18 protein-coding genes and 2 pseudogenes are annotated in these 24,344 nt (G+C 67.5%); 3 read left to right on the plus strand and 17 right to left on the minus strand.

The features are described from left to right. Positions 1-49: 49 nt before the first annotated feature. Both DIE15_RS31175 and DIE15_RS31180 read right to left on the minus strand, forming a co-directional pair. The gene (locus DIE15_RS31175) at positions 50-859 is read right to left on the minus strand and encodes a 5'-methylthioadenosine/adenosylhomocysteine nucleosidase (protein WP_057924268.1); all 810 of its coding nucleotides are present in this window, start codon (positions 857-859) and stop codon (positions 50-52) included. Continuing rightward, entirely contained in the window at positions 856-3,219 is a 2,364-nt protein-coding gene (locus tag DIE15_RS31180; RefSeq protein WP_057924267.1) for a UvrD-helicase domain-containing protein, read from the minus strand. The genes DIE15_RS31175 and DIE15_RS31180 overlap by 4 nt, the downstream gene beginning before the upstream one ends. A gap of 213 nt (positions 3,220-3,432) precedes the next feature. Between DIE15_RS31180 and DIE15_RS31185 the strand changes: the two genes are divergently transcribed. Continuing rightward, entirely contained in the window at positions 3,433-6,300 is a 2,868-nt protein-coding gene (locus tag DIE15_RS31185) for a valine--tRNA ligase (protein ID WP_124835158.1), read from the plus strand. 87 nt (positions 6,301-6,387) lie between these two features. After that, on the plus strand, positions 6,388-7,272 hold the full coding sequence (gene galU, locus DIE15_RS31190) for a UTP--glucose-1-phosphate uridylyltransferase GalU (RefSeq protein WP_057924265.1): 885 nt from the start codon (positions 6,388-6,390) through the stop codon (positions 7,270-7,272). 60 nt (positions 7,273-7,332) lie between these two features. Here galU and DIE15_RS31195 read toward each other — a convergent pair whose 3' ends face one another. From DIE15_RS31195 to DIE15_RS31225, 7 genes are all read right to left on the minus strand, one after another. Beyond that, entirely contained in the window at positions 7,333-7,947 is a 615-nt protein-coding gene (locus tag DIE15_RS31195; protein WP_057924264.1) for a DUF4136 domain-containing protein, read from the minus strand. 37 nt (positions 7,948-7,984) lie between these two features. Next, the gene (locus DIE15_RS31200; RefSeq protein ID WP_124835159.1) at positions 7,985-10,372 is read right to left on the minus strand and encodes a CHASE2 domain-containing protein; all 2,388 of its coding nucleotides are present in this window, start codon (positions 10,370-10,372) and stop codon (positions 7,985-7,987) included. A gap of 10 nt (positions 10,373-10,382) precedes the next feature. After that, positions 10,383-11,729, minus strand: coding sequence for a FecR domain-containing protein (locus tag DIE15_RS31205; protein WP_124835160.1), 1,347 nt, complete (start codon positions 11,727-11,729; stop codon positions 10,383-10,385). Continuing rightward, on the minus strand, positions 11,726-12,430 hold the full coding sequence (locus tag DIE15_RS31210) for a response regulator transcription factor (protein WP_057924261.1): 705 nt from the start codon (positions 12,428-12,430) through the stop codon (positions 11,726-11,728). Before DIE15_RS31210 ends, DIE15_RS31205 begins: the two co-directional genes overlap by 4 nt. A 266-nt stretch (positions 12,431-12,696) precedes the next feature. Then, entirely contained in the window at positions 12,697-13,149 is a 453-nt protein-coding gene (locus DIE15_RS31215; protein WP_057924260.1) for a hypothetical protein, read from the minus strand. 203 nt (positions 13,150-13,352) lie between these two features. Continuing rightward, positions 13,353-13,580: a sulfurtransferase TusA family protein gene (locus tag DIE15_RS31220; protein WP_006753156.1), complete on the minus strand. Its 228-nt coding sequence runs from the start codon at positions 13,578-13,580 to the stop codon at positions 13,353-13,355. Positions 13,581-13,713: 133 nt separating this feature from the next. Beyond that, entirely contained in the window at positions 13,714-14,649 is a 936-nt protein-coding gene (locus DIE15_RS31225) for a LysR family transcriptional regulator (protein ID WP_006759565.1), read from the minus strand. Positions 14,650-14,757: 108 nt separating this feature from the next. Between DIE15_RS31225 and DIE15_RS31230 the strand changes: the two genes are divergently transcribed. Continuing rightward, complete coding sequence (locus tag DIE15_RS31230) at positions 14,758-16,278, plus strand: CoA-acylating methylmalonate-semialdehyde dehydrogenase (protein ID WP_124835161.1); 1,521 nt, start codon at positions 14,758-14,760, stop codon at positions 16,276-16,278. 62 nt (positions 16,279-16,340) lie between these two features. Here DIE15_RS31230 and DIE15_RS31235 read toward each other — a convergent pair whose 3' ends face one another. From DIE15_RS31235 to DIE15_RS31270, 8 genes and pseudogenes are all read right to left on the minus strand, one after another. Then, positions 16,341-17,225 (minus strand): MurR/RpiR family transcriptional regulator, encoded by an 885-nt coding sequence (locus DIE15_RS31235; protein ID WP_057924258.1) that lies wholly within the window; start codon positions 17,223-17,225, stop codon positions 16,341-16,343. A gap of 261 nt (positions 17,226-17,486) precedes the next feature. Beyond that, positions 17,487-18,659 (minus strand): Gfo/Idh/MocA family protein, encoded by a 1,173-nt coding sequence (locus DIE15_RS31240; RefSeq protein ID WP_124835162.1) that lies wholly within the window; start codon positions 18,657-18,659, stop codon positions 17,487-17,489. 114 nt (positions 18,660-18,773) lie between these two features. Then, positions 18,774-19,074 (minus strand): annotated as a pseudogene (locus DIE15_RS31245) (AP endonuclease); the annotation flags it as partial. 59 nt (positions 19,075-19,133) lie between these two features. After that, positions 19,134-20,147 (minus strand): Gfo/Idh/MocA family protein, encoded by a 1,014-nt coding sequence (locus DIE15_RS31250; RefSeq protein WP_057924256.1) that lies wholly within the window; start codon positions 20,145-20,147, stop codon positions 19,134-19,136. A 138-nt stretch (positions 20,148-20,285) separates the two neighbouring features. After that, positions 20,286-20,384: pseudogene (locus DIE15_RS31255) on the minus strand (sugar phosphate isomerase/epimerase); the annotation flags it as partial. A 37-nt stretch (positions 20,385-20,421) separates the two neighbouring features. After that, positions 20,422-21,447, minus strand: coding sequence for an ABC transporter permease (locus DIE15_RS31260; RefSeq protein WP_057924255.1), 1,026 nt, complete (start codon positions 21,445-21,447; stop codon positions 20,422-20,424). A 27-nt stretch (positions 21,448-21,474) separates the two neighbouring features. Further along, positions 21,475-23,049, minus strand: coding sequence for a sugar ABC transporter ATP-binding protein (locus DIE15_RS31265; protein WP_124835163.1), 1,575 nt, complete (start codon positions 23,047-23,049; stop codon positions 21,475-21,477). 68 nt (positions 23,050-23,117) lie between these two features. Next, positions 23,118-24,044 (minus strand): sugar ABC transporter substrate-binding protein, encoded by a 927-nt coding sequence (locus DIE15_RS31270; protein WP_124835164.1) that lies wholly within the window; start codon positions 24,042-24,044, stop codon positions 23,118-23,120. Positions 24,045-24,344: the final 300 nt, after the last annotated feature.

Here is a 24,344-nt window from a genome sequence, read left to right on the forward strand (position 1 = left end):
TCCATCATGGACCCTTCGTCATTGCAGCGCCCAAGCACGGCGCGCCTCCCTACATGATTGCCGCGCCACGCTCCGTCGCATGCAGCGTCAGAAACCGCTTGAGGATGCCGGACGAATAGCTGCTCGCGATCGCCGACAGGAAGTGCGAGAACGACTGCGTCGCGTGGTCGTCGGCCGTGTCGGAGATCGTGCGCACGAGGGCGAACGGCACGTCGTGTTCGGCGCACACCTGCGCGATCGCCGCGCCTTCCATCTCGACCGCGAGCGCGTCCGGCAGCGCGTCGCGCAACGCGACGACTTCCCGCTCGCTCGACACGAAGCGGTCGCCGCTGATGATCAGCCCGCCGTGCAGCGTCGCGCCGGCCAGCCCGAAGCGCTCGGCGAACTGCGCGCCCTCCTCGGCGACGAACAGCGCGCAGGCAGCCTTCAGGCGGGCCGTCAGTTCCGCGTCGGTCGCAAACCGCGTGATGCCGAGCAGCGGCACCTCGTAGCGCGGAAACAGCGGCGACGCATCGAGGTCGTGCTGCAGCAGCGTATCGGCGACGACGACGTCGCCGACGCGTACCGTGCGCGACACGCCGCCCGCGACCCCGGTGAACACGATGCCGGACACGCAGAACACATGGATCAGTGCGCTGACCGTCGCGGCAGCCGCGACCTTGCCGACCCGCGCGAGCGTGACGACGCAGGCCGCGCCGTGCACGGTACCGACGTGGTAATCGCGGCGGCCGAGCGTGATCGTCTTCATCACGCCCTCCGCGCGCATCGCGGCGATCAGGTCGCCGAGTTCCTCGGGCAGCGCGGCGAGAATGCCGAGCGGGCGCGTCGAAACCGTTTCAACCATGTCGATGCTCATCATTCCACCGCTTGCAGTTTCGCGACCGCCAGCGCGAGCCACTTCTCGCCGTGCCGCTTGAACTTCACCTGCGCCTTCGCATCGGCGCCGTTGCCTTCGAGCGCGGTGACCGTACCTTCGCCGAACTTGGTATGGAAGACCTGCTGGCCGACGCGAAAGCCGGTATCGGCCGCGCGCTGCTTGTTCGCGAACGCCGGCAGCGGCGCGGAGACCGCGGCATCGACGACCTGCTCGCGACTGCCGCCGCCCGGTCGCGCGAACCAGTCGCGCCCCCAGCCGGCATTGTCCGAGCGGCCACCCCAGCGCGAGCCCGCCTCGACCTTCGGCGTCAGCCACTTCAGCACGTGCTCAGGCAATTCGTCGAAGAAGCGCGAGCGCACGTTGTAGCGCGTCTGGCCGTGCAGCATCCGGCTCTGCGCGAACGACAGGTAGAGCCGCTCCTTCGCGCGCGTGATCGCGACGTACATCAGCCGGCGCTCTTCCTCGAGGCCGTCCGATTCGAGCACGCTGTTCTCGTGCGGGAACAGCCCTTCCTCGAGGCCGGTGATGAACACGGCCGAGAATTCGAGCCCCTTCGCCGCGTGCACCGTCATCAGCTGCACGGCATCCTGGCCGGCCTGCGCCTGGTTGTCGCCGGCTTCGAGCGATGCGTGCGACAGGAAGCCCGCGAGCGGCGTCATCGTGTCGGGGTTCTGCGCGGGGTCGTCGAGCGGCGCCGGATCGAGCACGTCGACCGACGGATCGTTCGCGTCCACGCCGATTTCCGGCGCCGCGATCGCACCCGCGCGCAGCGGAATCGAGCGGGCCGGCGCGTCGAGCCCGTAGCCTTCCTCGCTGACGAACGCGGTGGCCGCGTTCACGAGTTCCTGCAAGTTCTCGAGGCGATCCTGGCCTTCGCGCTCGCCCTGGTAGAAATCGGCGAGGCCGCTCGCGCGCACGACGTACTCGACCGTCTCCGGCAAGCTCATCTGCTGCGTCTCGGCGCGCATCTTCGCGATCAGCGTCGCGAACGCGCCGAGGCTCGTGCCGGCCTTGCCGGTCACGTAGGGAATCGCGGCGGCCATCGAGCAGTCGTACAGGCGTGCGGCGTCCGCGAGCTGCTCGATCGAGCGCGCGCCGATCCCGCGCGTCGGGAAGTTCACGACGCGCACGAACGCGGTGTCGTCGTTCGGGTTGTCGATCAGGCGCAGGTACGCGAGCGCATGCTTCACTTCCTGGCGCTCGAAGAAGCGCAGGCCGCCGTACACGCGATACGGGATGCCCGACGTCATCAGCGTGTGCTCGATCGCGCGCGACTGCGCGTTGCTGCGATACAGGACCGCGACTTCGCTGCGCGACATGCCGGTGTTGATCAGCGAGCGGATCTCCTCGACGATCCAGCCGGCTTCCTGCGCATCGGTGCTCGCCTCGTACACGCGCACGGGCTCGCCGTGGCCGGCGTCGGTGCGCAGGTTCTTGCCGAGGCGGTGCGCGTTGTTCGAGATCAGCTGGTTCGCCGCATCGAGGATGTTGCCGTGCGAGCGGTAGTTCTGCTCGAGCTTGATCAGGTTGCGCACGCGGAATTCGTCTTCGAAGTCGCGCATGTTGCCGACGTTCGCGCCGCGGAACGCGTAGATCGACTGGTCGTCGTCGCCGACCGCGAAGATCGCGTTCTCGCCGCCCGCGAGCATCTTGAGCCACGCGTACTGCAGCTTGTTGGTGTCCTGGAACTCGTCGACGAGGATGTGCTTGAAGCGCGCCTGGTAGTGCGCGCGCAGCGGCGCGTTGTACGCGAGCAGCTCGTAGCAGCGCAGCAGCAGCTCGGGGAAGTCGACGACGCCCTCGCGCTGGCACTGCTGGTCGTACGCCTGGTACAGCTCGACGAACTTGCGGTTGAAGTTGTCGGACGCGTCGACCTTGTCGGGGCGCAGCCCCTGCTCCTTCGCGTTGTTGATGAAGTACTGGACGTTCTTCGGCGGATATTTCTCGTCGTCGACGTTCGCCGCCTTCATCAGCCGCTTGATCGCCGACAGCTGGTCGGCCGTGTCGAGGATCTGGAAGGTCTGCGGCAGGCCGGCGTCGCGCCAGTGCGTGCGCAGCATCCGGTTGCACAGGCCGTGGAACGTGCCGATCCACATCCCGCGCGTATCGATCGGCATCATCGCCGACAGCCGCGCCATCATCTCGCGCGCGGCCTTGTTCGTGAAGGTGACGGCCAGCACGGTGGCCGGCGATGCGTAGCCCTGCTGGATCAGCCACGCGATGCGCGTGATCAGCACGCGGGTCTTGCCGCTGCCCGCCCCCGCGAGGATCAGCGCCGGTTCGTTCGGCAGCGTGACGGCGGCATATTGTTCAGGATTCAGATTGGCGAGCAGATCGGGCATGGAGCGGCAGCGGACGTGCGAGAAAAATGCGGACCCGCCATTATAAGTCGGTCGCGCGATGCCTTTCCGATCCGTTCGATCACACGCCGCCGCCGCGCTGCGAGCGCGTCGCGACGGGCCCGCGCGGGCAAGGCGATAGCTGGTCGATGTGCATCCATTTATAATTGTCGGATTCGGCATCCAATTCACGCATTTTTCGGCAGATTTCCAACCATGAGCGACAGCACGCTTGCGAAGAGTTTCGAGCCCCACACCATCGAGTCCCAATGGGGGCCGGAGTGGGAAAAACGCGGCTATGCCGCCCCGGCATTCGACCCGACCCGCCCCGATTTCGCGATCCAGCTGCCGCCGCCGAACGTCACCGGCACGCTGCACATGGGCCACGCGTTCAACCAGACGATCATGGACGGCCTCGCGCGCTACCACCGGATGCTCGGCGAGAACACGCTGTGGGTGCCCGGCACCGACCACGCGGGGATCGCGACCCAGATCGTCGTCGAGCGCCAGCTCGATGCGCAGGGCGTGTCGCGCCATGACCTCGGCCGCGAGAAGTTCGTCGAGCGCGTGTGGGAGTGGAAGCAGCAGTCCGGCTCGACGATCACGGGCCAGGTGCGCCGTCTCGGCGCGTCGACCGACTGGTCGCGCGAATATTTCACGATGGACGACAAGATGTCGGCCGCCGTGCGCGACGTGTTCGTCACGCTCTACGAACAGGGCCTGATCTACCGCGGCAAGCGGCTCGTCAACTGGGATCCGGTGCTGCTCACCGCGGTGTCGGATCTCGAGGTCGCGAGCGAGGAGGAAAACGGCCACCTGTGGCACATCCGCTACCCGCTCGTCGACGGTTCGGGCTCGCTGACCGTCGCGACCACCCGCCCCGAGACGATGCTCGGCGACGTCGCGCTGATGGTCCATCCGGAAGACGAGCGCTATGCGCACCTGATCGGCAAGCTCGTCACGCTGCCGCTGACGGGTCGCGAGATCCCGGTGATCGCCGACGACTACGTCGATCGCGAGTTCGGCACGGGCGTCGTGAAGGTCACGCCCGCGCACGACTTCAACGACTACCAGGTCGGCCTGCGCCACAACCTCGCGCCGATCGAGATCCTGACGCTCGACGCGAAGATCAACGACAACGGCCCCGCGCAGTATCGCGGCCTCGACCGCTTCGACGCGCGCAAGGCCATCGTCGCCGACCTCGACGCAGAAGGCTTCCTCGACTCGGTGAAGCCGCACAAGCTGATGGTGCCGCGCGGCGACCGCACGGGCGTCGTGATCGAGCCGATGCTGACCGACCAATGGTTCGTCGCGATGACGAAGCCGGCGCCGGAAGGCACGTTCAACCCGGGCAAGTCGATCACCGAAACGTCGCTCGACGTCGTGCGCAGCGGCCAGATCAAGTTCGTGCCGGAAAACTGGACGACCACCTACTACCAGTGGCTCGAGAACATCCAGGACTGGTGCATCTCGCGCCAGCTGTGGTGGGGCCACCAGATTCCCGCGTGGTACGGCGAGAACGGCGAGGTGTTCGTCGCGCGCAACGAGGAAGAAGCGCGCGCGCAGGCTGCCGCAAAGGGCTATGCCGGCGCGCTCAAGCGCGACGAGGACGTGCTCGACACGTGGTTCTCGTCGGCGCTCGTGCCGTTCTCGTCGCTCGGCTGGCCGAACGAAACGCCTGAACTGCAGCACTTCCTGCCGTCATCGGTGCTCGTCACGGGCTTCGACATCATCTTCTTCTGGGTCGCCCGGATGGTGATGATGACGACGCACTTCACCGGCAAGGTGCCGTTCCATACCGTCTACGTGCACGGCCTCGTGCGCGACGCGGAAGGCCAGAAGATGTCGAAGAGCAAGGGCAACACGCTCGACCCGATCGACATCGTCGACGGCATCGATCTCGAAACGCTGGTCGCGAAGCGCACGACGGGCCTGATGAACCCGAAGCAGGCCGCCACCATCGAGAAGAAGACGCGCAAGGAATTCCCGGACGGCATCGCCGCGTTCGGCACCGACGCGCTGCGCTTCACGATGGCGTCGATGGCGACGCTCGGCCGCAACGTGAACTTCGACCTCGCACGCTGCGAAGGCTATCGCAACTTCTGCAACAAGCTGTGGAACGCGACGCGCTTCGTGCTGATGAACTGCGAAGGCCACGACTGCGGCAGCGACAAGCCGGAAGTGTGCGGCGCGGGCGATTGCGGCCCCGGCGGCTACCTCGACTTCTCGGCGGCCGACCGCTGGATCGTGTCGCTGCTGCAGCGCACCGAGGCCGACATCGCCAAGGGCTTCGCCGATTACCGCTTCGACAACATCGCGACCAGCATCTATAAGTTCGTGTGGGACGAGTACTGCGACTGGTACCTCGAGCTCGCGAAGGTGCAGATCCAGAACGGCACGCCGGAACAGCAGCGCGCGACGCGCCGCACGCTGCTGCGCGTGCTCGAAACGGTGCTGCGCCTCGCGCACCCGATCATCCCGTTCATCACCGAGGCGCTCTGGCAGAAGGTCGCACCGCTCGCGGGCCGCTATCCGCAAGGCAAGGCCGAGGGCGAAGCGTCGCTGATGACGCAGGCGTATCCGGTCGCGAACCTGCAGAAGATCGACGAGGCGTCCGAGCAATGGGCGGCCGACCTGAAGGCGATCGTCGACGCGTGCCGCAACCTGCGCGGCGAGATGAACCTGTCGCCGGCGACCAAGGTGCCGCTGCTCGCAGCGGGCGACGCCGAGCGCCTGCGCTCGTTCGCACCGTACGTTCAGGCCCTCGCGCGCCTGTCCGACGTGCAGATCCTCGCGGACGAAGCGGCCCTCGACAAGGAAGCGCACGGCGCGCCGATCGCGATCGTGGGCCCGAACAAGCTGGTGCTGAAGGTGGAGATCGACGTCGCGGCCGAACGCGAGCGCCTGTCGAAGGAAATCGCGCGCCTCACGGGCGAGATCGCGAAGTGCAATGCGAAGCTCGGCAACGAGGCATTCGTCGCGAAAGCGCCGCCGGCCGTGGTCGAACAGGAGCAGAAGCGCGTCGCCGATTTCCAGAGCACGCTGGAAAAACTGCGCGCCCAGCTCGATCGCTTGCCTGCGTAACAAACCGTAAGGTCGTTTGCGTTCACTATAATCGGAACGTGAACATAGACCATCTGACAAGTCGATTACAGGAATAAAGGTTCGATCATGTTGAAAGTCACCAAGGCGGTATTTCCCGTTGCCGGTCTCGGCACGCGGTTCCTCCCGGCAACGAAGGCGAGCCCGAAGGAAATGCTGCCGGTCGTCGACAAGCCGCTGATCCAGTACGCGGTCGAGGAAGCGATCGCCGCGGGCATCACCGAGATGATCTTCGTGACCGGGCGCAGCAAGCGCGCGATCGAGGATCACTTCGACAAGTCGTACGAAGTCGAGGCCGAACTCGAGGCGCGCGGCAAGGAAAAGCTGCTCGAGCTCGTGCGCAGCATCAAGCCGAGCCATGTCGACTGCTTCTACGTGCGTCAGCCGGAAGCGCTCGGCCTCGGCCATGCGGTGCTGTGCGCGGAAAAGCTCGTGGCCGACAACCCGTTCGCGGTGATCCTCGCCGACGACCTGCTCGACGGCAACCCGCCCGTGATGAAGCAGATGGTCGACGTGTTCGACCACTATCACAGCTCGGTGATCGGCGTGGAAGAGATCCCGCCGTCGGAGACGAAGTCGTACGGGATCGTCGACGGCAAGGAGTGGGAAGAGTCGATCGTCAAGATGTCGGCGATCGTCGAGAAGCCTGAGCCGGAAGTCGCGCCGTCGAACCTTGGCGTGGTCGGCCGCTACATCCTGAAGCCGCGGATCTTCCAACACCTGCGCGCGCTGAAGCCGGGTGCGGGCGGCGAGCTGCAGCTCACCGACGCAATCCAGGCGCTGCTCGCCGACGAACAGGTGCTGGCCTACAAGTACCAGGGCACGCGCTACGACTGCGGCAGCAAGCTCGGCTACCTGAAGGCGACGGTCGAATTCGCACTGCGCCACCCGGAAGTCGGCACCGAGTTCGACGCGTACCTGCGCGCGCGCGGCAACGCGCAACCGGCCGCCTGAACGCGGCACGGGCCGGCCTCGCCTTCCCGGCGGGCCCGCCCTCACCTCACGGCCGGCGCGTCAGCGCGTAGCGGCCGACTTCACCGAGACGACGCCCGGCATTGCGCCCGCGTCGTCTTTTTTCGTCTTCACGAGCCAGCCATCGCCCTGCTCGAACGGCAGCTTCGCAAGCGCGCTCTTCACGAGCGTCGACGCGGCCTGCTGCGTGCCCGCATCGCGATCGCGCAGCGACGCCGATACGCGATAGACGTCGGCGCCCGAGCTCGCGTCGACGAAACGCAACGTCAGCACGTGGCGGTACACCTTGCCCGCGAACGGCAGCGCGAACGGCGCCGGCCCGTCGACGGTCACGCACGCGCTGCTCGCGGCGCCGCATTGGTCGGCCGTCGCCGCGACCGACGCCGGCTGCGTCGCATAGGCGATCGACAGCCGGTAGCGCGCGGCCTTCCCGGGTTGTGCGTCGAAGCCGCGGTGCGCGAGCTCGTCGCGCACGAGCGTCTCGATCTGCCGGTACTCGGCATCATCGGCCTGAGCGGCCGTGCGGACGAAATCGTAGCCGTGCGCACCGGATGCGAACGCATTCGGCTGCCCGAGCGCGCTCACGCCGGTCGTGACGCCAGCGCAACCCGTCAACAGCAACGCCGCCAGCGCGGTCGCTGCCCATTCCTTTCTCATGACTTCCCCCAAATGCCTGCCGTCGTGCCCGGCCCTGTCAGGCGGACGGCTCGTCGATCGCGGGCAGCGACACCGTCACCGCGGTGCCGATACCCACTTCGCTGTCGACCGTCACGCTGCCGCCGTGGCGCGTGACGACCGTCTTCACGAACGCCATGCCGAGCCCGGAACCCGAGATTTCGGGCCGCTCGCCGGCATGGAACCGCTTGAAACGCTCGAACAGATGCCGCTGATCTTCCGGCGCGATGCCGTACCCCTGATCGCGAATCGTACAGAACATCCGCTTCGATGCATGCTCGATCGTCAGCGTACACGCGATCACGGTGTCGGACGGACTGTATTTGACCGCATTGTTCAACAGGTTGACGAACGCACGCGTGATCAGCGAGCGGTCGGCGCGCATCCAGCCCATGTCGGTGCCGACGTCGGTGTCGATGCGGATGCGCTTCGCCTGCGCCTGCGGCCAGACTTCGTCGCTCGCGTCGATCAGCACGTCGACGAGGCTCGTCGGTTCGAGCTGGTACGTCTGCGACTCCGCGCGCGCCAGTTGCACGAACTCGTCGGCAAGCAGCAGCGCACGGTGCGCATACCGCTCGATCCGCGCAAGCAGCCCGCGCATCGCGTCGGTTTCGACGCGTTCGCGCTCGATCTCGACGAGCGCGAGAATCGACGACTGCGGCGAGCGCATGTCGTGCGACAGCAGGTGCAGCGCCTCCTCGCGCTGCCGCTCGGCCGCATGGAGCTCGGTCACGTCGACGAGGCCGGCGATCCAGCCCGTCACGCGGCCCTGCGCATTCGTACATGCCGCGTAGCGTAACAGATGGTCGAGCCCGTCGCGGTCGCGCACCTCGATGCCGCGCGCCATCGCGTCGTATTCAGCCTCGAGCGTCGGGTCGAGCGCGGCCGGCCAATGCTCGCGGATCGCGACGTCGTGTTCGACGTTGCCGTCGACGGTCTTCATGAAGGTCAGCTCGCCGAGCGCGGCGCGCAGCGGCCGCCCTTCCGGCAACGGCAGCGCGAGCCGCGACCCGTAGCGCTTCGCCGCATGGTTCGCGATCAGCACGGTCCCGGCCAGGTCGGTGACGAAGATCGGCTCCGGCATGCTGTCGAGGCTGTCCCACACGAAGCGCTTCATGTCCTGCACGCGCTGCGCGGCCTGCGCCATCAGCGCCATCTGCCGTTCGAGCGCGTCGCCGCCGACGCTGCGCGTGCGCGGCGCCTCGGGCAGCAGGTGCGGCTCGTCGGCCAGCCGCTGCAGCTCGCGGCGCAGATACGACATCGTCATTTCCAGGCGGCGCCAGTTCCAGATCGGGTACACGGCGATCAGCCCGAAGATCGCGGGCGCGGGCGACAGCCATACGCGCGCCCCGAACAGCAGCGCCAGGCTCGCGACGACGGCCAGCGCGGCCAGGCTCAGCGTCAGCAGCAGCGCGCGCCACGGCGACAGCATCAGGAAGCCGCCCAGCAGCACGGCGAGCGGCAGCAGCGACGCGGCGAAGAGCCCGACGCGCGACGCGGGCAGGATCGCGCTGCCGGTCGTCAGCATGTCCAGCACGTTCGCATGGATGTACACGCCGGCGAGCGGGCCGAAATCGCCCGACACCGGCGTCGCGAAGCGGTCGTAGAGGCCGGATGCGGTCACGCCGACGACGACGATCTTGCCGCGCAGCGCGTCCGGCTTCACGCGCCCTGCGAGCACGTCGTCGAACGACAGCGTCGGATACGCGGGCGTGTTGCGACTGAACGGAATCAGGTAGCGGCCCTCGCCCGTCGCGTCGCGCGACAGGTCGTGCGCATCCGCGCCGGGCGCACCGCCGGCCGGATGCAGCCGCCCGGCCTGGATCGCACGATAGACGGGGACCATCAGCTGCGGCCAGCGCACACGCCCGTCGCTTTCGAACAGCGCGACACTGCGCACGATGCCGTCGGGATCGACTTCGAGATTGATGTGGCCGAGCCCCATCGCACGTGCCGACAGCTCGGCCACCGGCGGATCGACGGTGCGCGTGCCGTCTGCCTGCTCGGGGCTCAGCAGGACAGGCAGGAAGGTCGGCACATGGGCCATTGCGTCCGCAAACGCGCGATCCTCGGGCGATTGCTCGGTAAACAGCACGTCGTAGACGACCGCGGCCGGCTGCGCACGCACCAGCGCGTCGAGCAGCCGCGCATGCACGCTGCGCGGCCATGGCCAGCGGCCGAGTGCGGACACGCTCTGGTTGTCGATGTCGACGACGACGATGTCGGGCGACAGCGGCAGGCTGCGCAGCATCAGCAACCGATCGTAGATCAGCCCGTCGACGCTCGTCGACAGCCGGCCGAGCGCGCACGCGAGGATCACCGCGATCCCGAGGCAGCCGATCGCGATCCACTCGATCAGGAAGCGGCGGCCGAGGCGCCGCCGCGGAGAAACGGAGTCGGTTTTCATGCGCCGCGAGTCAGCGCGACAACGTGAACGCGCTGACCGGACTCGTCTTCTGATAGAACTTGCCGCCTTCGAACTCCTCGACCGTCACCGCCCAGTAGTAGTCGCCGGGCGGCAGATGCGCAACGGTGATCTTGCGCGCCTGCAGGCCGACCTGATCGACGACGGGCGCGCTCAGGTCCTTCGAGCGCGACAGCACGAACCGATAGTGCGCATCCTTGCCCGAGCCGTTCGGCGACCAGCGGAATTCGTAGCCGCCGGCGCCGGGTGACGCGGTCGCGTCGAGCCCCATCTGGCGCCGCTCGAACGCATAGGTGCGCGGCAAGCCTTCGAGGCCGTTAGCGTCGATCGCGGCGACCCGCACGAAGTACGTGCCGTTCGGCACGTCGCGGAACACCGCACGCGGCGTATCGGTATGCGTTTCCCGGAACAGGTCGAGCATCCCCGCGTCGTGCGCGAGTTGCAGGCGGTACGCATGCGCATCGGTGAGCGGCGCGATGTCGAACGCGACGTCGGGCTCGTCCTGCACCTTGTCCGGGTGCGCGAGCGCCGGTGCGGGCAGCAGCTGGACGGGTGCGCCGACTGCGCCGGACGACGTCGCGATGCTGCCGAAGTTCGCATGCACGAGCGTCGGGTCGGCCGGCTGCCGCTTGCCCGCGACGCCGACGGTGCCGTCGAGCACTTCGACGCGCGTCGCCGCGTTGCCGGCCGCGTCGTAGTTCACGCGAAACCGCGTGCCGCGCACGCCAGCCACGACCGATGGCGAACGGATCTGGAAACGGTCGTCGCGCTTCTTCAGATGCGTGACTTCGCTGTCGACCGAGCCGCGCGTGAGTTCGAACTCGCGATCGAGCGTGCCGGTCAGCACGGTGCGGCGCAGCGTCTTCAGGTCGAGCTGGCTGTCGGGGGGCAGGCTCATGTGCGTGCCGTCGACGAGTTCGAGCGTCACGAAGCCGTTCGCGCCGGTGCGCACGCGGTCGCCCTCGCCGAGCGCCGCATCGTTCGCGAGCGGCGCGTAGGCGTCGCCGGACGCGCGCTCGGCCGTGCCCTGCACCGCGACGACGCGCGCGGTCAGTTTTTCCTTGCGCAGCCGCGCGACCGGCAGCTTCAGCGCGATACCGGGCTGCAGATGCTTCGGAGCCGGCACGCCGTTGATCTGCTGCAGCAGTTGCCAGTCGTCCGGACCCTGCAGATAGCGCGCGGCGACGTCGTACAGCGTGTCGCCGGCGTGCGTACGGTAGACGACCATCTTGCCCGCGGCAGCCGGCGGCTGCGCAGCGGCCTGCTGTGCCGCGAACGCAAATGCGACCGCGCACGCCGCGAGCAGTGCCGCCGCGGGCCGCGTGATTCGCGTGGTCACTCCGGTTCTCCCTGGCCGACCCGCTCGAGCCGGTAGCCGTAGCCGTAGATCGGCGCAAGGCGATAGCCGTTTTCCGGCCGCAGACCGAGCTTCGTGCGCAGCATCGAGACGTGCGTGTCCATCGTGCGCGACGGGATGTCCGTCGCCTGCTTCCACACGAGATCGAGAATGTGCGCACGCGACAGCGGCCGGTCGAGGTGCTGGAACAGCAGCAGCGCGAGCTCGAATTCCTTCTGCGTGAGGCTCACGGCCTTGTCGCCGACGTACGCCTGCTTCAGGTTCACGTCGAAGCGGAACTGGTCGAACTCGCGAACGGTGGCTTCGGCGTTGACCGGATAAGCACGGCGCAGTAGCGAGCCGATGCGCGCGCGCAGGATCGGGCCCGACACGGGCTTGACCACGTAATCGTCGGCGCCGGCGTTGAGGATCTGCGTGATCCCCGCCTCGTCGTCGCGGCTCGTCATGAAGATGATCGGCAGGCTGTGCTCGGTCTGGTTCGCACGCACCCACTTGAGCACTTCCTCGCCGGACATGTCAGGCACGTTCCAGTCGAGCACGAGCAGGTCGAACGTCTCGCGCTGCAGACGCTTCTTCAGGGCCTTGCCTTCCTTGAACGCATAGCACGTGTGGCCGGCGGCCGTCAGCGTTTGACTGACGAAATCCGTCTGGGCCGGATCGTCATCCAGTACAGCAATTCTCATAGCACCCCGCAAATCGAAATCGATTCGTCCAGTTCAGCTCCCCGCGCGTACCCCGCCGCGCAACACGTGCGCGGCTTTCGACACCGGCCGGCGAGCCGTCGTTTGCCGAGCGCGCAACCTGCGCGGCACGGCGCCCCGGCGAAATATCTCAAAAACGGGGCACGGACGAACCGGCGATTTCATCATAGTAGTATGAAATTCGCCAAGAAATTGCGCGGACTACGGTCCTTTGTTCGAATAATCCTTCTCTTCGCGCGATCGCGTGCCTAGTCCGCGCCCGCCATGCCGGCCACCGGCCCGGCAAAATCGTCAGTCGACATGCGCCGCAACCGCGCGACGAGCGCCCGCTCGGGCTGCCGCAGCGCGGGCTGCCTCAGCATCCGCTCCAACTGGCCGCGCACGCGCTCCCACGCCGGCGCCGCATAGTCGGGCTGACTCGCCGCCCACGCCTGTGCGAGATCGAACACGCGCTCGATCGTCGCACCGCAATACGTGAGGCCCGCGCGGTCGTCCTGCGCGGCGTCGCGCAGCCGTTCGTCGAGCGATTCGGCCAGCCACGGCATCTCGGCCGCCGCCGAATCGGCATACGCCTCCAGCGCGGCACGCGCGTGGCGATCCTGTTGCGGGTCGAGCTCGATCCGGCTCGACCCCGTCGCGCACGCGGGCGCGAAGCGTTCCGCTGCGGACGGACTTCGAATGGTCCCTGGTCTGAAGGACATGCTCTCCCCGTTTCTGCGACGGCAGCGTCAGGCAGCCCCCCGTGCCCGCCTCGCATGACGTACCGTGGCCGGCGCATCCATCCGGGACGGACGACCGGCCGGGCCAGTATAAGCAGCCGGCCGTGCGACGAGGTTTAAGAATTGTCAGAGGCGGCGGAGGCGCGGCCCGCCCGGGTGCTGCGAGAGGCGCGTGATGCGTGCCGTCAGCGGCGGCGCATCAGGAACACGAACGTCTTGTCCTGGGTCGTCACTTCGACGATCTCGTTGCCCGTCTGCTTCGCGAACGCGGCGAAATCGCGCTGCGAGCCGGGATCGGTCGCGAGCACCTTGAGGATCTGCCCGCTCTCCATATCGGCGAGCGCTTTCTTGGCGCGCAGGATCGGCAACGGGCAATTGAGCCCGCGCGCGTCCACTTCCTTGTGAATCTGCATCGGCTGTCGACCTTCGAATGACGCGCCACACGGGCGCTGGAGGAAGCGGCGATTTTACCGCAGCGCGACTGCGGCTGCCCGGGCGGCCGGCCATGCGACGCGGCACGCCCGCGCTCGTCCCGCCAAGCGCGCGTCAGGCGCCGGAGAAACCGCCCGCGAGCCGCTCGCGCAGGTGCCGCACAAGCGCGCGCACCGCGCTCGGCACGACCGGGCTGTACGGCCGGATCGCGAAGATGTGGTCGCCGAATGCGCCCGACGGCCGCCAGCCGTCGAGCAGCGCGACGAGCCGGCCGGCGTCGAGATCGCGCTGCGCGCTGAAATCCGGCAGCAGCGCGATGCCGAGCCCGCCGAGCGCGGCCTCGCGCATCGCCTCGCTGTTGTTGGCCGCGAAACTGCCGCGCACCGGCACGCTCACGCGCTGGCGGCGCCGGCCGTCCGGCTCGAAGCTCCAGGCGGCCGGCTCGTTGTCGCGCAGGTAGCACAGGCAGCTGTGGTCGACGAGTTCGCTCGGGTGGCGCGGCGCGCCGCGCGCGTCGAGGTAGTCGCGGCTCGCGACCAGCAACGAACGCGTGTCGCACAATTTCCACGCGACGTGGGTCTGCGGCGCGGTCGTCGTATGGCGGATCGCGAGGTCGAAACCCTCCTGCGTCAGCGAATGCAGCCGGTCGGACAGGTCGAGCTCGATGTGCACGCCCGGATGCTGCCGCAGGAAATCGGGCAGGTGCGGCACCACCTGCTGGCGCCCGAGCGCGACGGGCGCCGTCACGCGCAGTAGCCCGCGCGGTTCGCCGGCCAGGTCCTTCACCCGTGCGAAGTGCTGGCCGATCGACTCGAACGCGTCGCGCGTGCTGTCGACGAGCGTCTGCCCCGCATCGGTGAGCCGCACGCTGCGTGTGGTGCGCCGCACGAGCGGCACGCCGGCCGCCTTCTCGAGATCGGCGATGCGCTGGCTCATCGCGGCCTTGCTGATGCCGAGCCGCTGCGCGGCGGCCGTGAAACTGCCGGCCGCGGCCAGCACCGTCAGCGAATGGATATGCGGCCAGAGCGCCTGGACATTTTGCTGATTCATCCACTGATTATTCAGAATTCTGAACAGTGAATCAAGCTACGCGGCCTTCTCCCGCCCCGCCGCTTTGCCTAGACTAGGTTCCGTCCACCCCCATCCCCAGGAGACACGATGAACCCGGTTCCCGCCTACACGTCCGACGCCGACATCGGCCACTACATCGACGGCGCGTCCGTTGCCGGCCGCAGCGGCCGCTTCCAGGACGTCCTCAATCCCGCGCTCGGCCGCGCGGTGCGCCGCGTCGCGCTCGCCGACGGCGACGAAGTGCAGCAGGCCGTCGCCTCCGCCCACGCCGCGTTCCCGGCCTGGGCCGCGACGCCGCCGATCCGCCGCGCACGCGTGCTGCACCGCTTCCTGCAGCTGATGAACGAGCACCGCGACACGCTCGCGGCGATCATCACGGCCGAGCACGGCAAGGTGTTCTCCGACGCGCAGGGCGAAGTCGCGCGCGGCATCGACATCATCGAATTCGCATGCGGCGTGCCGCAATTGCTGAAGGGCGACTTCACCGACCAGGTCAGCACCGGCATCGACAACTGGACGATGCGCCAGCCGCTCGGCGTCGTCGCGGGCATCACGCCGTTCAACTTCCCGTGCATGGTGCCGTGCTGGATGTTCCCGGTCGCGCTCGCGACGGGCAACACGTTCGTGCTGAAGCCGAGCGAACGCGACCCATCGGCTGCGCTGTTCATCGCCGACCTGCTCACGCAGGCCGGCCTGCCCGCCGGCGTGTTCAACGTCGTGCAGGGCGACAAGGGCGCGGTCGACGCGCTGCTCGACCATCCGGACGTGCAGGCCGTCAGCTTCGTCGGCTCGACGCCGATCGCGGCCTACGTGCAGCAGCGCGCGGTGCAGTCGGGCAAGCGCGTGCAGGCGCTCGGCGGCGCGAAGAACCACCTCGTCGTGATGCCCGACGCGAACATCGAGCAGGCGGTCGATGCGCTGATCGGCGCCGCGTACGGCTCGGCCGGCGAACGCTGCATGGCGATCAGCATTGCGGTGCTGGTCGGCGACGTCGCGGACAAGATCGTGCCGGCGGTGGCCGAGCGCGCGCGCAAGCTGGTGATCGGCGACGGAATGTCACCGGAAGTCGAGATGGGCCCGATCGTCACCGGCGAGGCGCTCAAGCGCATCGAAGGCTATATCGAGCAAGGCGTCAGCGAAGGCGCGCAGCTCGTGGTGGACGGCCGCGGGCTGCGTGTGCCGGGTCGCGAGGAAGGCTTCTTCACCGGCGGCACGCTGTTCGATCACGTGAGCCCCGACATGCGCATCTACAAGGAAGAAATCTTCGGGCCGGTGCTCGGCTGCGTGCGCGTGAAGGACTTCGGCGAAGCGGTCGACCTGATCAACGCGCACGAGTTCGGCAACGGCGTCGCATGCTTCACGAGCGACGGCGGCATCGCGCGCGAATTCGCGCGGCGCATCCAGGTCGGCATGGTCGGCATCAACGTGCCGATTCCGGTGCCGATGGCATGGCACGGCTTCGGCGGCTGGAAGAAGAGCCTGTTCGGCGACATGCATGCGTACGGCGAGGAAGGCGTGCGCTTCTACACGCGTCAGAAGTCGGTGATGCAGCGCTGGTCGTCGAGCATCGGCAAGGGCGCCGAGTTCGCGATGCCGACCGCGAAGTAAGCGTCGTCGACGCGCCGCCCGCCGGTCGATTCCGCGCGCGGCGGCCAAATGCAAGGCCGGCGTCAGCCGGCCTTCGTGCCGTGCGCGCCGTCCGAGGTCGGCAGGTACGACAGCTCGAGCCGGTACGCGAGCGCGACGAACAGGCTCTGCGCGAGGCCCATCGTCGCGGTCAGCGCGCGGAACCCGAACGTCTCGCTGTCCTGCACCATCAGCGTCACCTCGGCCTCCCGCGCGAGCGGGCTCATCCGGCTGTCGGTGATCGCGATCAGGCGCGCGCCGCGCTGCACGGCCTGCTGCGCGACCTGCACCGTCTCTTCCGCATACGGCATGAACGAGATCACGATCATCACGTCGCCCTCGCGCACCGAGCGGATCTGCCCGAGATGCATGCTGCCGAGCGCGCTGAACAGGCCGATGCGCTTGTCGGTGTGCTGCAGCGCATAGTCGAGATACACGGCGATCGGAAACGCGCGCCGCGAGCCGGCGATCCAGATCGCCTGCGTGTCGGCGAGCAGGTCGACGGCCTGCGCGAGCGCCTGCGGATCGAGCGTCTGCCGCAGCTGCTGCATCCCGGCAATGCTGCCCTTGATGAATTCGTCGGCGATCTGCTCGGGTTGCAGGCTCGACGAGCCCGATTCGATCACGTCGCGCAATCGCAGGTTGTACGCGCGGCCCGGCGCGATCTGCTGGGCCAGGCCCTCGCGGAACAGACGCTGCATCTCGGAGAAGCCGGAGAAGCCGAAATGCTTCGCGAACCGCACGACGGCCGACGGCTGGACGCCGCACGCCTCCGCGAGCGACTGGATGCCTTCCAGGCCAAGCTGGTCCCGATGCGTTTCCACGTGACGCGCAATCACCTTCAGGCGATTGCTGAGGCCGTCGTATTCCTGCGTCAGATGCTGCAGGAACTGCTCGACGGTGGCGGGAGGTTTCTCGGATGAACTCATCGGATAGCGCGAAGTTGACGGCCCCGGTGCGCGCGCAGCTGACGGCCGCGGCCCGGGACTCCCCTGAATACATGCATGAAGGGCGAATTTAATCACGTTTGCGGCACGGCCCGTGCCGCATGCTCGCTCCCACGCGCTCGATCATCACCTGCACACGCTCCATGTGCTGCTGGAAACAATTTTCCAACGTGCTCGCGGCGTCGTAAAGATTAGGGCGTCTACCAAGGCCGGCGCCCGATGCGGTACGCCGGCCGGCAACGCTCAACGATAGTCGACCCACACGCCGCCCGCGTCGGCGGAACGCACGCAATTCTCGACCCACCGCACGCCTTCGACGCCCGCGTGAACGTCCGGAAAGCGGATGTCCTTCAACGCTTGTGCGTCGCCGCGATCGGCTGCGTCCATCGCGAGCGCGAAGCGCGCATACAGGTTCGACCACGCATCGAACAGCCCTTCCGGGTGCCCGGCGCCGATGCGATCCTCGCGCAATGCGTGCGAATGCAGATAGCCCATCCCGCGATCGAGCACTTGCGCGGGCTGCCCCTGGATTTCGTAGCGCAACTGATTCGGATGCTCGTCCCACCATTCGACGCTCGCCTTCGAGCCGATCACGCGCACCTTCTGCCCGTGCATCGAGCCGGCGTTCACCGCGCTCGACCACACGTAGCCGATCGCGCCCGTGTCGTATTCCATGATCGTGAACGCGTTGTCCTCGAGCGGCGCGCGGCTCTTCACGAAGCTCTGCCGCGAGCACATCAGCCGGCGGATCTTCAGCGCGGGCGCCATCACTTCCGAGATGTACAGCGGGTGCGTGCCGATGTCGCCGAGCACGTAGCTGGGGCCCGCGAACTTGGGGTCGACGCGCCAGCGTGCGGCCGCGCTGGCGGCTTCGACACCCTCGCTGTGAAAGCCGTGCGCGAACTGCATCTGCACGATGCGGATCTCGCCGAGATCGCCGCGCGCGATCATCTCGCGCGCCTGCTCGATCATCTGGTGTCCGGAATAGCCGTACGCGACGCCGACGATGCGGTTCTTCTCGACCGACAGCCGCTGCAGTGTCTCGGCCTCCTCGGTCGTGAAGCACAGCGGCTTCTCGCAGACCACGTGCAGCCCCGCGTTCAGCGCCGCGCGGCAGATCTCGAAGTGCGTATTGTTCGGCGTCGCGATCGACACCGCGCGGATGCCGTCGGCGCGCTTCGCCTCGGCGTCGAACATCGTCCGGTAGTCAGGGTAGCAGCGCTCGGCGTCGACACCGAGCTTCACGCCGAACTGCCGGCCGCGCTCGGCATCGATATCGAACGCGCCGGCAACCAGCTGGAAGCTGCCGTCGCGCACCGCGGCCGACCGGTGGCTGTAGCCGATCTGGCTGCCGAGGCCACCGCCGACCATGCCCCAGGGAATCGAATGTCCGAGCAGAATCTGTCCGTCGATCATGATTGTCGTGTTCCTGTCCGTGTTCAGGTGTTCAGAGGTTCAGAGGTTCAGAGGTTCAGAGGTTCAGAGGTTCAGAGGTTCAGAGGTTCAGGCAGTCGATCGTTCACGCGAATCCGGCCGACGCGGGACCAGCGCGCAGATCTCGCGCGTCTGGCGCAGCGGGTTCGGCAGGTTCTCCGGCGACACCAGATCGTCGAAGATCGTGCCGGCAGTGATGCCCAGGCGCTGCCGGTCGAGCTCAGCGCTCACCACGTCGAGTTCGAGCGGGAGGTAGCCGCGGGGGCCCGAGCTCGATGCCCGACGAATAGCCGGCCTGCGCGGCGTCGGCGCGCACCTGCCGCCACGGCGGCTGGTGCGGGTTGCTCATGTCATCGACGCCCCGGCAGCGAGGTGCGCGACCAATCCGCATCGTCATGTCGGTCAGTCCGGCACGAAGGCGGCACACGGCCGCGCGCGTAGCCGCATGGCCGCAGGTCAGCCGCGATAGAACGCCGGACGCTCGGCCATCGCGATCGGCTCGACCGCCCCGCTTTGCTGCGCGCGCACGCACGCGTCGGCCGCGACCGCCGCCGCGTAGCCGTCCCACGCGGACGGGCCGGTCAGCGCGCCCTGCCGCACGCCGTCGATGAATGCCTGCAGCTCGACGTCGTACGACGCAATGAAGCGCTCCTTCCAGTCGGTCATGATCTCGACCGATTGCCGCGCCGCATGCTTGAGCCCGACGGCCGGCGGGTCGGGCAGCTTCGCGATGCCGTTCTCGCCGACCACCTCGCACTGGATGTCGTAGCCATACTGGCAGTTGACGAAGATCTCGACGTCGATGCGCACGCCGCTCGCGGTTTCGAGCAGCACGATCTGCGGATCGGCGAGATGCGCGCTCGCATGGCGCGTCTTCTTCGGGTAGACGACCTGTGCGCTCGCGTAGTCCTCGCCGAGCAGCCAGCGCAGCACGTCGAGCTCGTGGATCAGCGTGTCGGTGATCGCCATGTCGGTCGTGTAGCGCTCACCGACCGACTGGTTGCGGTGTGCGCAATGCAGCATCAGCGGCGCGCCGATCTCGCCGCTGTCGATCACGCGCTTCAGCGCGCGATAGCCTTCGTCGTACGGCCGCATGAAGCCGACCTGCACGAGCCGGCGGCCGTGCGCGACCTCGGCCTCGACGATCCGCATGCAGCCTTCGGCGGTCACCGCGAGCGGCTTCTCGCAGAACACCGGCTTGCCGTGCGCGATCGCGTCAAGCACGAACGCTTCATGCGTCGGCCCCCACGACGTGACGAGCACGGCCTGCACGTCCGCGGCCGCGACCACGTCGTGGCCGTCGGCGTAGATTTCCGCGTCGAGCCCGTACGTCGTCACTGCATCGCGCGCCTGCTGCGGATCGATGTCGTTGACGGCCACCACGCGTGCACCGGACAGCGTGCGCGTGAGCCTGCGAATATGGTCCTGGCCGATCGCGCCGCAGCCGATCACGCCGATTTGCAAGGTCATCCGGATATCTCCAGTCTGTCGTTCATCAACGGCGCGGCCCGTGCCGCGCCGGTCTGCAATGGGTCAGGCAACGGGGCGACCGCGGGCCAACAGCGGGTCAGCGCGCCGCGTGCTCGAAATGGCGCTCGACGTAGCGCCGGACAGCTTGATCCGGTCGTAGCCGAGCTCGGCGAACGCGTGCGGCAGCCGGTCGAGCGGCAGGTCGCGAATCATGCAGGGATCCAGAGCAATCTTCATCTTCTTCCCGGTCGCTGTCGGCATCGATCGCAGCCGCTCAGCGGCGCGACTTCTTGTTGCGGTACTGGTCGGCGATCACGGCCGCGACGATGATGGCGCCCTTGACCATCTCCTGGTAGTACGCGTCGATCCGGATGAACGTGAAGCCGGACGTCATCACGCCGAGGATCAGCACGCCGATCACGGTGCCCGTCACGCGTCCGAGGCCGCCCGACAGCGACGTGCCGCCGATCACGACGGCCGCGATCGCGTCGAGCTCGTACATCACGCCCATGCCCGACTGGCCGGAGATCGCACGCGCGGCCGTCACGGTGCCGGCGATGCCGCTCAGGAGGCCCGCGATCGCATAGACGAACACCAGGTGGCGCGTCACGTTGATGCCCGACACGACGGCCGCATGGCGGTTCGCGCCGATCGCATACGTGTATTTGCCGAAGCGCGTGTAGCGCAGCACGACGTGGAAGATCGCGGCCACCACGACGAAGATGATCACCGGGTTCGCGCCCGCGCCGATCGCCGCGAACTGGTCGGTCAGCATCGACACCGGCATCCCGTTGGTGAACCACTTCGCGAAGCCGCGCGCGGCCACCATCGTGCCGAGCGTCGCGATGAACGGCGGGATGCCGGTCAGCGCGATCAGCGAGCCGTTCAGCAGGCCGACCAGCAGCCCGACGCATACGCCCGCCAGCACCGGCCAGATGATCGGCAGGTCGGTCAGGTGCGGGAACACCGCGCGCGGAAAATCGGACACCTGCGCAAGGCTGGCCGACACGACGGCCGCCGCGGCGACGACCGACCCCGATGACAGATCGATCCCGCTGGTGATGATCACGAGGTTCACGCCGACCGCGATGATGCCGATCACGGCCATCTGCAGCACGATGATCTCGAGCCGTTCCGCGTTGAACAGGAAGCTCTGCCCGACGACGATCCAGCCGATCACCTCGAAGAACAGGCTGATGCCCACCAGCACCAGGAAGATGCTCAGTTCGGGCGGCCACTTCGCGTGCCGCGTCTTGATCGTCAGGGACTGCGCGTCCGCGACCGGATTCAGGTTGCCCATTTCAGTTGTCTCCATGCTTGTTGCGGCTCAGCGCGAGGCCAGGTCCATGATGCGGACCTGGTCGGCGTCCTTGCGTTCGACGATGCCGGTCATCCGGCCTTCGTGCATCACCATCACGCGATCGCTCATGCCGAGCACCTCCGGCATCTCCGACGAGATCATCAGTACCGCGACGCCCTTGCCGGCGAGCGCGCTGACGAGCCGGTGGATCTCGGCCTTCGCGCCGACGTCGATCCCGCGCGTCGGCTCGTCGAGGATCAGGATGCGCGGCTGGGTCAGGAGCCAGCGGCCGATCAGCACCTTCTGCTGGTTGCCGCCCGACAGGTTCTGGATCTCCTCGTGCAGCCCGGGCGTCTTCACGCGCAGCATCCGGCTCATTTCCTCGCAGTCGCGCTTCAGCTGCGCCTGCCGCACGAAATTGAACTTCACGTAGCGGTTGCTGAGCACGGCCGCTTCCATGTTCGCGAGCAGGTCGAGATTCAGGAAGCAGCCGGTGTCCTTGCGGTCCTCGGTGAGGAAGGCCATCCCGTGCTTCATCGCCTGCGCGGGCGTCGTGATGCGCACCGGCTTGCCGTCGATCCGGATCTCGCCGGCGGTGGCCGGCACGACGCCGAACAGCGCCTCCGCGACGTTCGAGCGCCCCGAGCCGACGAGGCCGGCCACGCCGAGAATCTCGCCCGCGCGCAGCTCGAAGCTGACGTCGCGGAACACGCCGTCGACGCCGAGGTTCTTCACGGCCAGCACGACCTCGCCGATCGGCACTTCTTCCTTCGGGAACATCTGCGTGATCTCGCGGCCGACCATCATCCGGATGATGTCGTCGCGCGTGACGTCGGTCGACGCGTGCGTGCCGATGTACTTGCCGTCGCGGAACACCGAGAACTCGTCGGCGATCTCGAACAGCTCGTTCATCTTGTGCGTGATGTAGACGATGCCCTTGCCCTGCTCGCGCAGCTGGCGAATGATCCGGAACAGGTGCGTGACCTCTTTCTCGGTCAGCGCGGAAGTCGGCTCGTCCATGATCAGCACGTCGGAGTCGAACGACACGGCCTTCGCGATCTCGACCATCTGGCGGCTCGCGACCGTCAGCGTGCGCACGTCGGCTTCCGGGTCGATGTCGATCGACAGCCGCTCGAACAGCGCGGCGGTGCGGCGGCGCAGCTCGGCATGATCGATCAGGCCGAAGCGGTTCTTCGGTTCGCGGCGGATCCAGATGTTCTCCGCGACCGTCATGTACGGCATCAGGTTGAGTTCCTGGTGGATCATCGCGATCCCGCGATCGAGCGCGTCGAGCGGGCCGTTCAGCACGACGGGCTCGCCGTTGATCAGGATCTCGCCCTGGTCGGGCGTGTAGACGCCGGCGATGATCTTCATCAGCGTCGACTTGCCGGCGCCGTTCTCGCCCATCAGCGCATGCACGGTGCCGCGGCGCACGCGGAACTGCACGCCGTCGAGCGCGACGACGCCGGGAAACGACTTGCCGACGCCGCGCACCTCGAGCAGGCAATCGGCGGCGGGCGCACCGGGCGAACCGGGTGCGGCGCGCGAGGCGGCCGGCGCGCTTTCGCTGGCCATCGAGCGCGCCATCCTGGCTGTAAACATGGACGTTCCTCGAAAGTCACACGCGAGCCCGGACGCGCCGGGCTCGCGCAGTTCAGCGGTAAAACCGGTCAGTGCTTCGCGTACTGGTTCATGTTCTCCGGCGTGACGAGCTCGAACGGCACGTTCACGTAGCGGTCGACAGGCTGCTTCTTCGCGAGCTTGAGCGCGGCCGCGACGGCCTGCTGCCCCTGCCCGGCCGCGTTCTGGTAGACGGACACCTTCAGCTCGCCGCTCTTCATCGCCGCGAGCCCGTCCGGCGTCGCGTCGATGCCCGCGACAACCGTCTTCGGCGTCAGCTTGCGCGCGGCCTTCAGCGCGTTGATCGCGCCGATCGCCATTTCGTCGTTGTTCGACACGATCGCGTCGAACTTGGTCCCGGAGCTCAGCCAGTTCATCGTGATGTCCTGGCCCTGCGTGCGGCTCCACTTGCCTTCGCGCTTGTCGACGATCTTCATGCCGGAACAGTCCTTGGTCGCGATCACGTCCTCGATGTCCTTGGTACGCGCGCGCGCCGACTCGTTGGACAGCTCGCCCATCAGCACGAGGATGTCGCCCTTGCCGTCGAGCAGCTTGCACACCTGGCGCGCCTGCAGCGTGCCCGATTGCTTCTCGTCGGACGCGACGACCGCGACGCCGGCCGGCAGCTTGTCGAAGTCGACCGGCTTGCGGTTCACGTAGACGAGCGGGATCTTCGCGGCGGTCACCATCTTCGTGATCTTCGGCGTCGCGTCGGTGTCCACCGCATTCACGATGATCGCGTCGACCTTCTGCGCGATCATGTTCTGGACCTGGCTCAACTGCTTGCCGACGTCGTTGCCGCCGTCCTCGATCTGCACGGTCGCGCCGTCCTTCTTTGCCGCGTCGCCGATGCTGTTGCGCAGGATCGTCAGGAACGTGTCGTCGAACGATGCCATCGTCACGCCGATCTTCTCGGCATGCGCGAGCGGCATGGCCAGGATCGCGGCGGCCGCGGCGGCCATCAGCTTGGTCTTCATGATCACTCTGTCTCCTCTCATCTCCGGGGGCGGAAAGCGGCGCGTTGCGCGCCGTCGGGCCGAGTCCGATCCGGACTCAAGCATCCGGATGAAACTGTAGATCACTTCCTCGAAAATTTGGAAATTTATTTCTACGTTATTTCACCTAGGGAACTGGATTTCCAAAAAGTCTAGACTCCGTTCCGTAGCCCGATTCCTCGCGGCAGGTATTCCCGTGTCGTGCCGCACACGTGACGGAGCGCCGTCGCAGGATCGGTCCCCCAATCTGCCGGCAGGGTCGCACGCCGGCCGCGAGCGTGA

The organism is Burkholderia sp. Bp9031 (assembly GCF_003857965.1).
GTDB lineage: Bacteria > Pseudomonadota > Gammaproteobacteria > Burkholderiales > Burkholderiaceae > Burkholderia > Burkholderia ambifaria_A.

Excerpts from the sequence above, each read along its gene's own strand:
- DIE15_RS31260 (WP_057924255.1), bottom strand. The coding sequence starts at position 21,447 with ATGGGCAACCTGAATCCGGTCGCGGACGCGCAGTCCCTGACGATCAAG.
- DIE15_RS31225 (WP_006759565.1), bottom strand. The coding sequence starts at position 14,649 with ATGAATCAGCAAAATGTCCAGGCGCTCTGGCCGCATATCCATTCGCTG.
- DIE15_RS31195 (WP_057924264.1), bottom strand. The coding sequence starts at position 7,947 with ATGAGAAAGGAATGGGCAGCGACCGCGCTGGCGGCGTTGCTGTTGACG.
- DIE15_RS31175 (WP_057924268.1), bottom strand. The coding sequence starts at position 859 with ATGATGAGCATCGACATGGTTGAAACGGTTTCGACGCGCCCGCTCGGC.
- galU (WP_057924265.1), top strand. The coding sequence starts at position 6,388 with ATGTTGAAAGTCACCAAGGCGGTATTTCCCGTTGCCGGTCTCGGCACG.
- DIE15_RS31180 (WP_057924267.1), bottom strand. The coding sequence starts at position 3,219 with ATGCCCGATCTGCTCGCCAATCTGAATCCTGAACAATATGCCGCCGTC.
- DIE15_RS31220 (WP_006753156.1), bottom strand. The coding sequence starts at position 13,580 with ATGCAGATTCACAAGGAAGTGGACGCGCGCGGGCTCAATTGCCCGTTG.
- DIE15_RS31250 (WP_057924256.1), bottom strand. The coding sequence starts at position 20,147 with ATGACCTTGCAAATCGGCGTGATCGGCTGCGGCGCGATCGGCCAGGAC.
- DIE15_RS31210 (WP_057924261.1), bottom strand. The coding sequence starts at position 12,430 with ATGAGAATTGCTGTACTGGATGACGATCCGGCCCAGACGGATTTCGTC.
- DIE15_RS31200 (WP_124835159.1), bottom strand. The coding sequence starts at position 10,372 with ATGAAAACCGACTCCGTTTCTCCGCGGCGGCGCCTCGGCCGCCGCTTC.
- DIE15_RS31240 (WP_124835162.1), bottom strand. The coding sequence starts at position 18,659 with ATGATCGACGGACAGATTCTGCTCGGACATTCGATTCCCTGGGGCATG.
- DIE15_RS31265 (WP_124835163.1), bottom strand. The coding sequence starts at position 23,049 with ATGTTTACAGCCAGGATGGCGCGCTCGATGGCCAGCGAAAGCGCGCCG.
- DIE15_RS31270 (WP_124835164.1), bottom strand. The coding sequence starts at position 24,044 with ATGAAGACCAAGCTGATGGCCGCCGCGGCCGCCGCGATCCTGGCCATG.
- DIE15_RS31215 (WP_057924260.1), bottom strand. The coding sequence starts at position 13,149 with ATGTCCTTCAGACCAGGGACCATTCGAAGTCCGTCCGCAGCGGAACGC.
- DIE15_RS31230 (WP_124835161.1), top strand. The coding sequence starts at position 14,758 with ATGAACCCGGTTCCCGCCTACACGTCCGACGCCGACATCGGCCACTAC.
- DIE15_RS31235 (WP_057924258.1), bottom strand. The coding sequence starts at position 17,225 with ATGAGTTCATCCGAGAAACCTCCCGCCACCGTCGAGCAGTTCCTGCAG.
- DIE15_RS31185 (WP_124835158.1), top strand. The coding sequence starts at position 3,433 with ATGAGCGACAGCACGCTTGCGAAGAGTTTCGAGCCCCACACCATCGAG.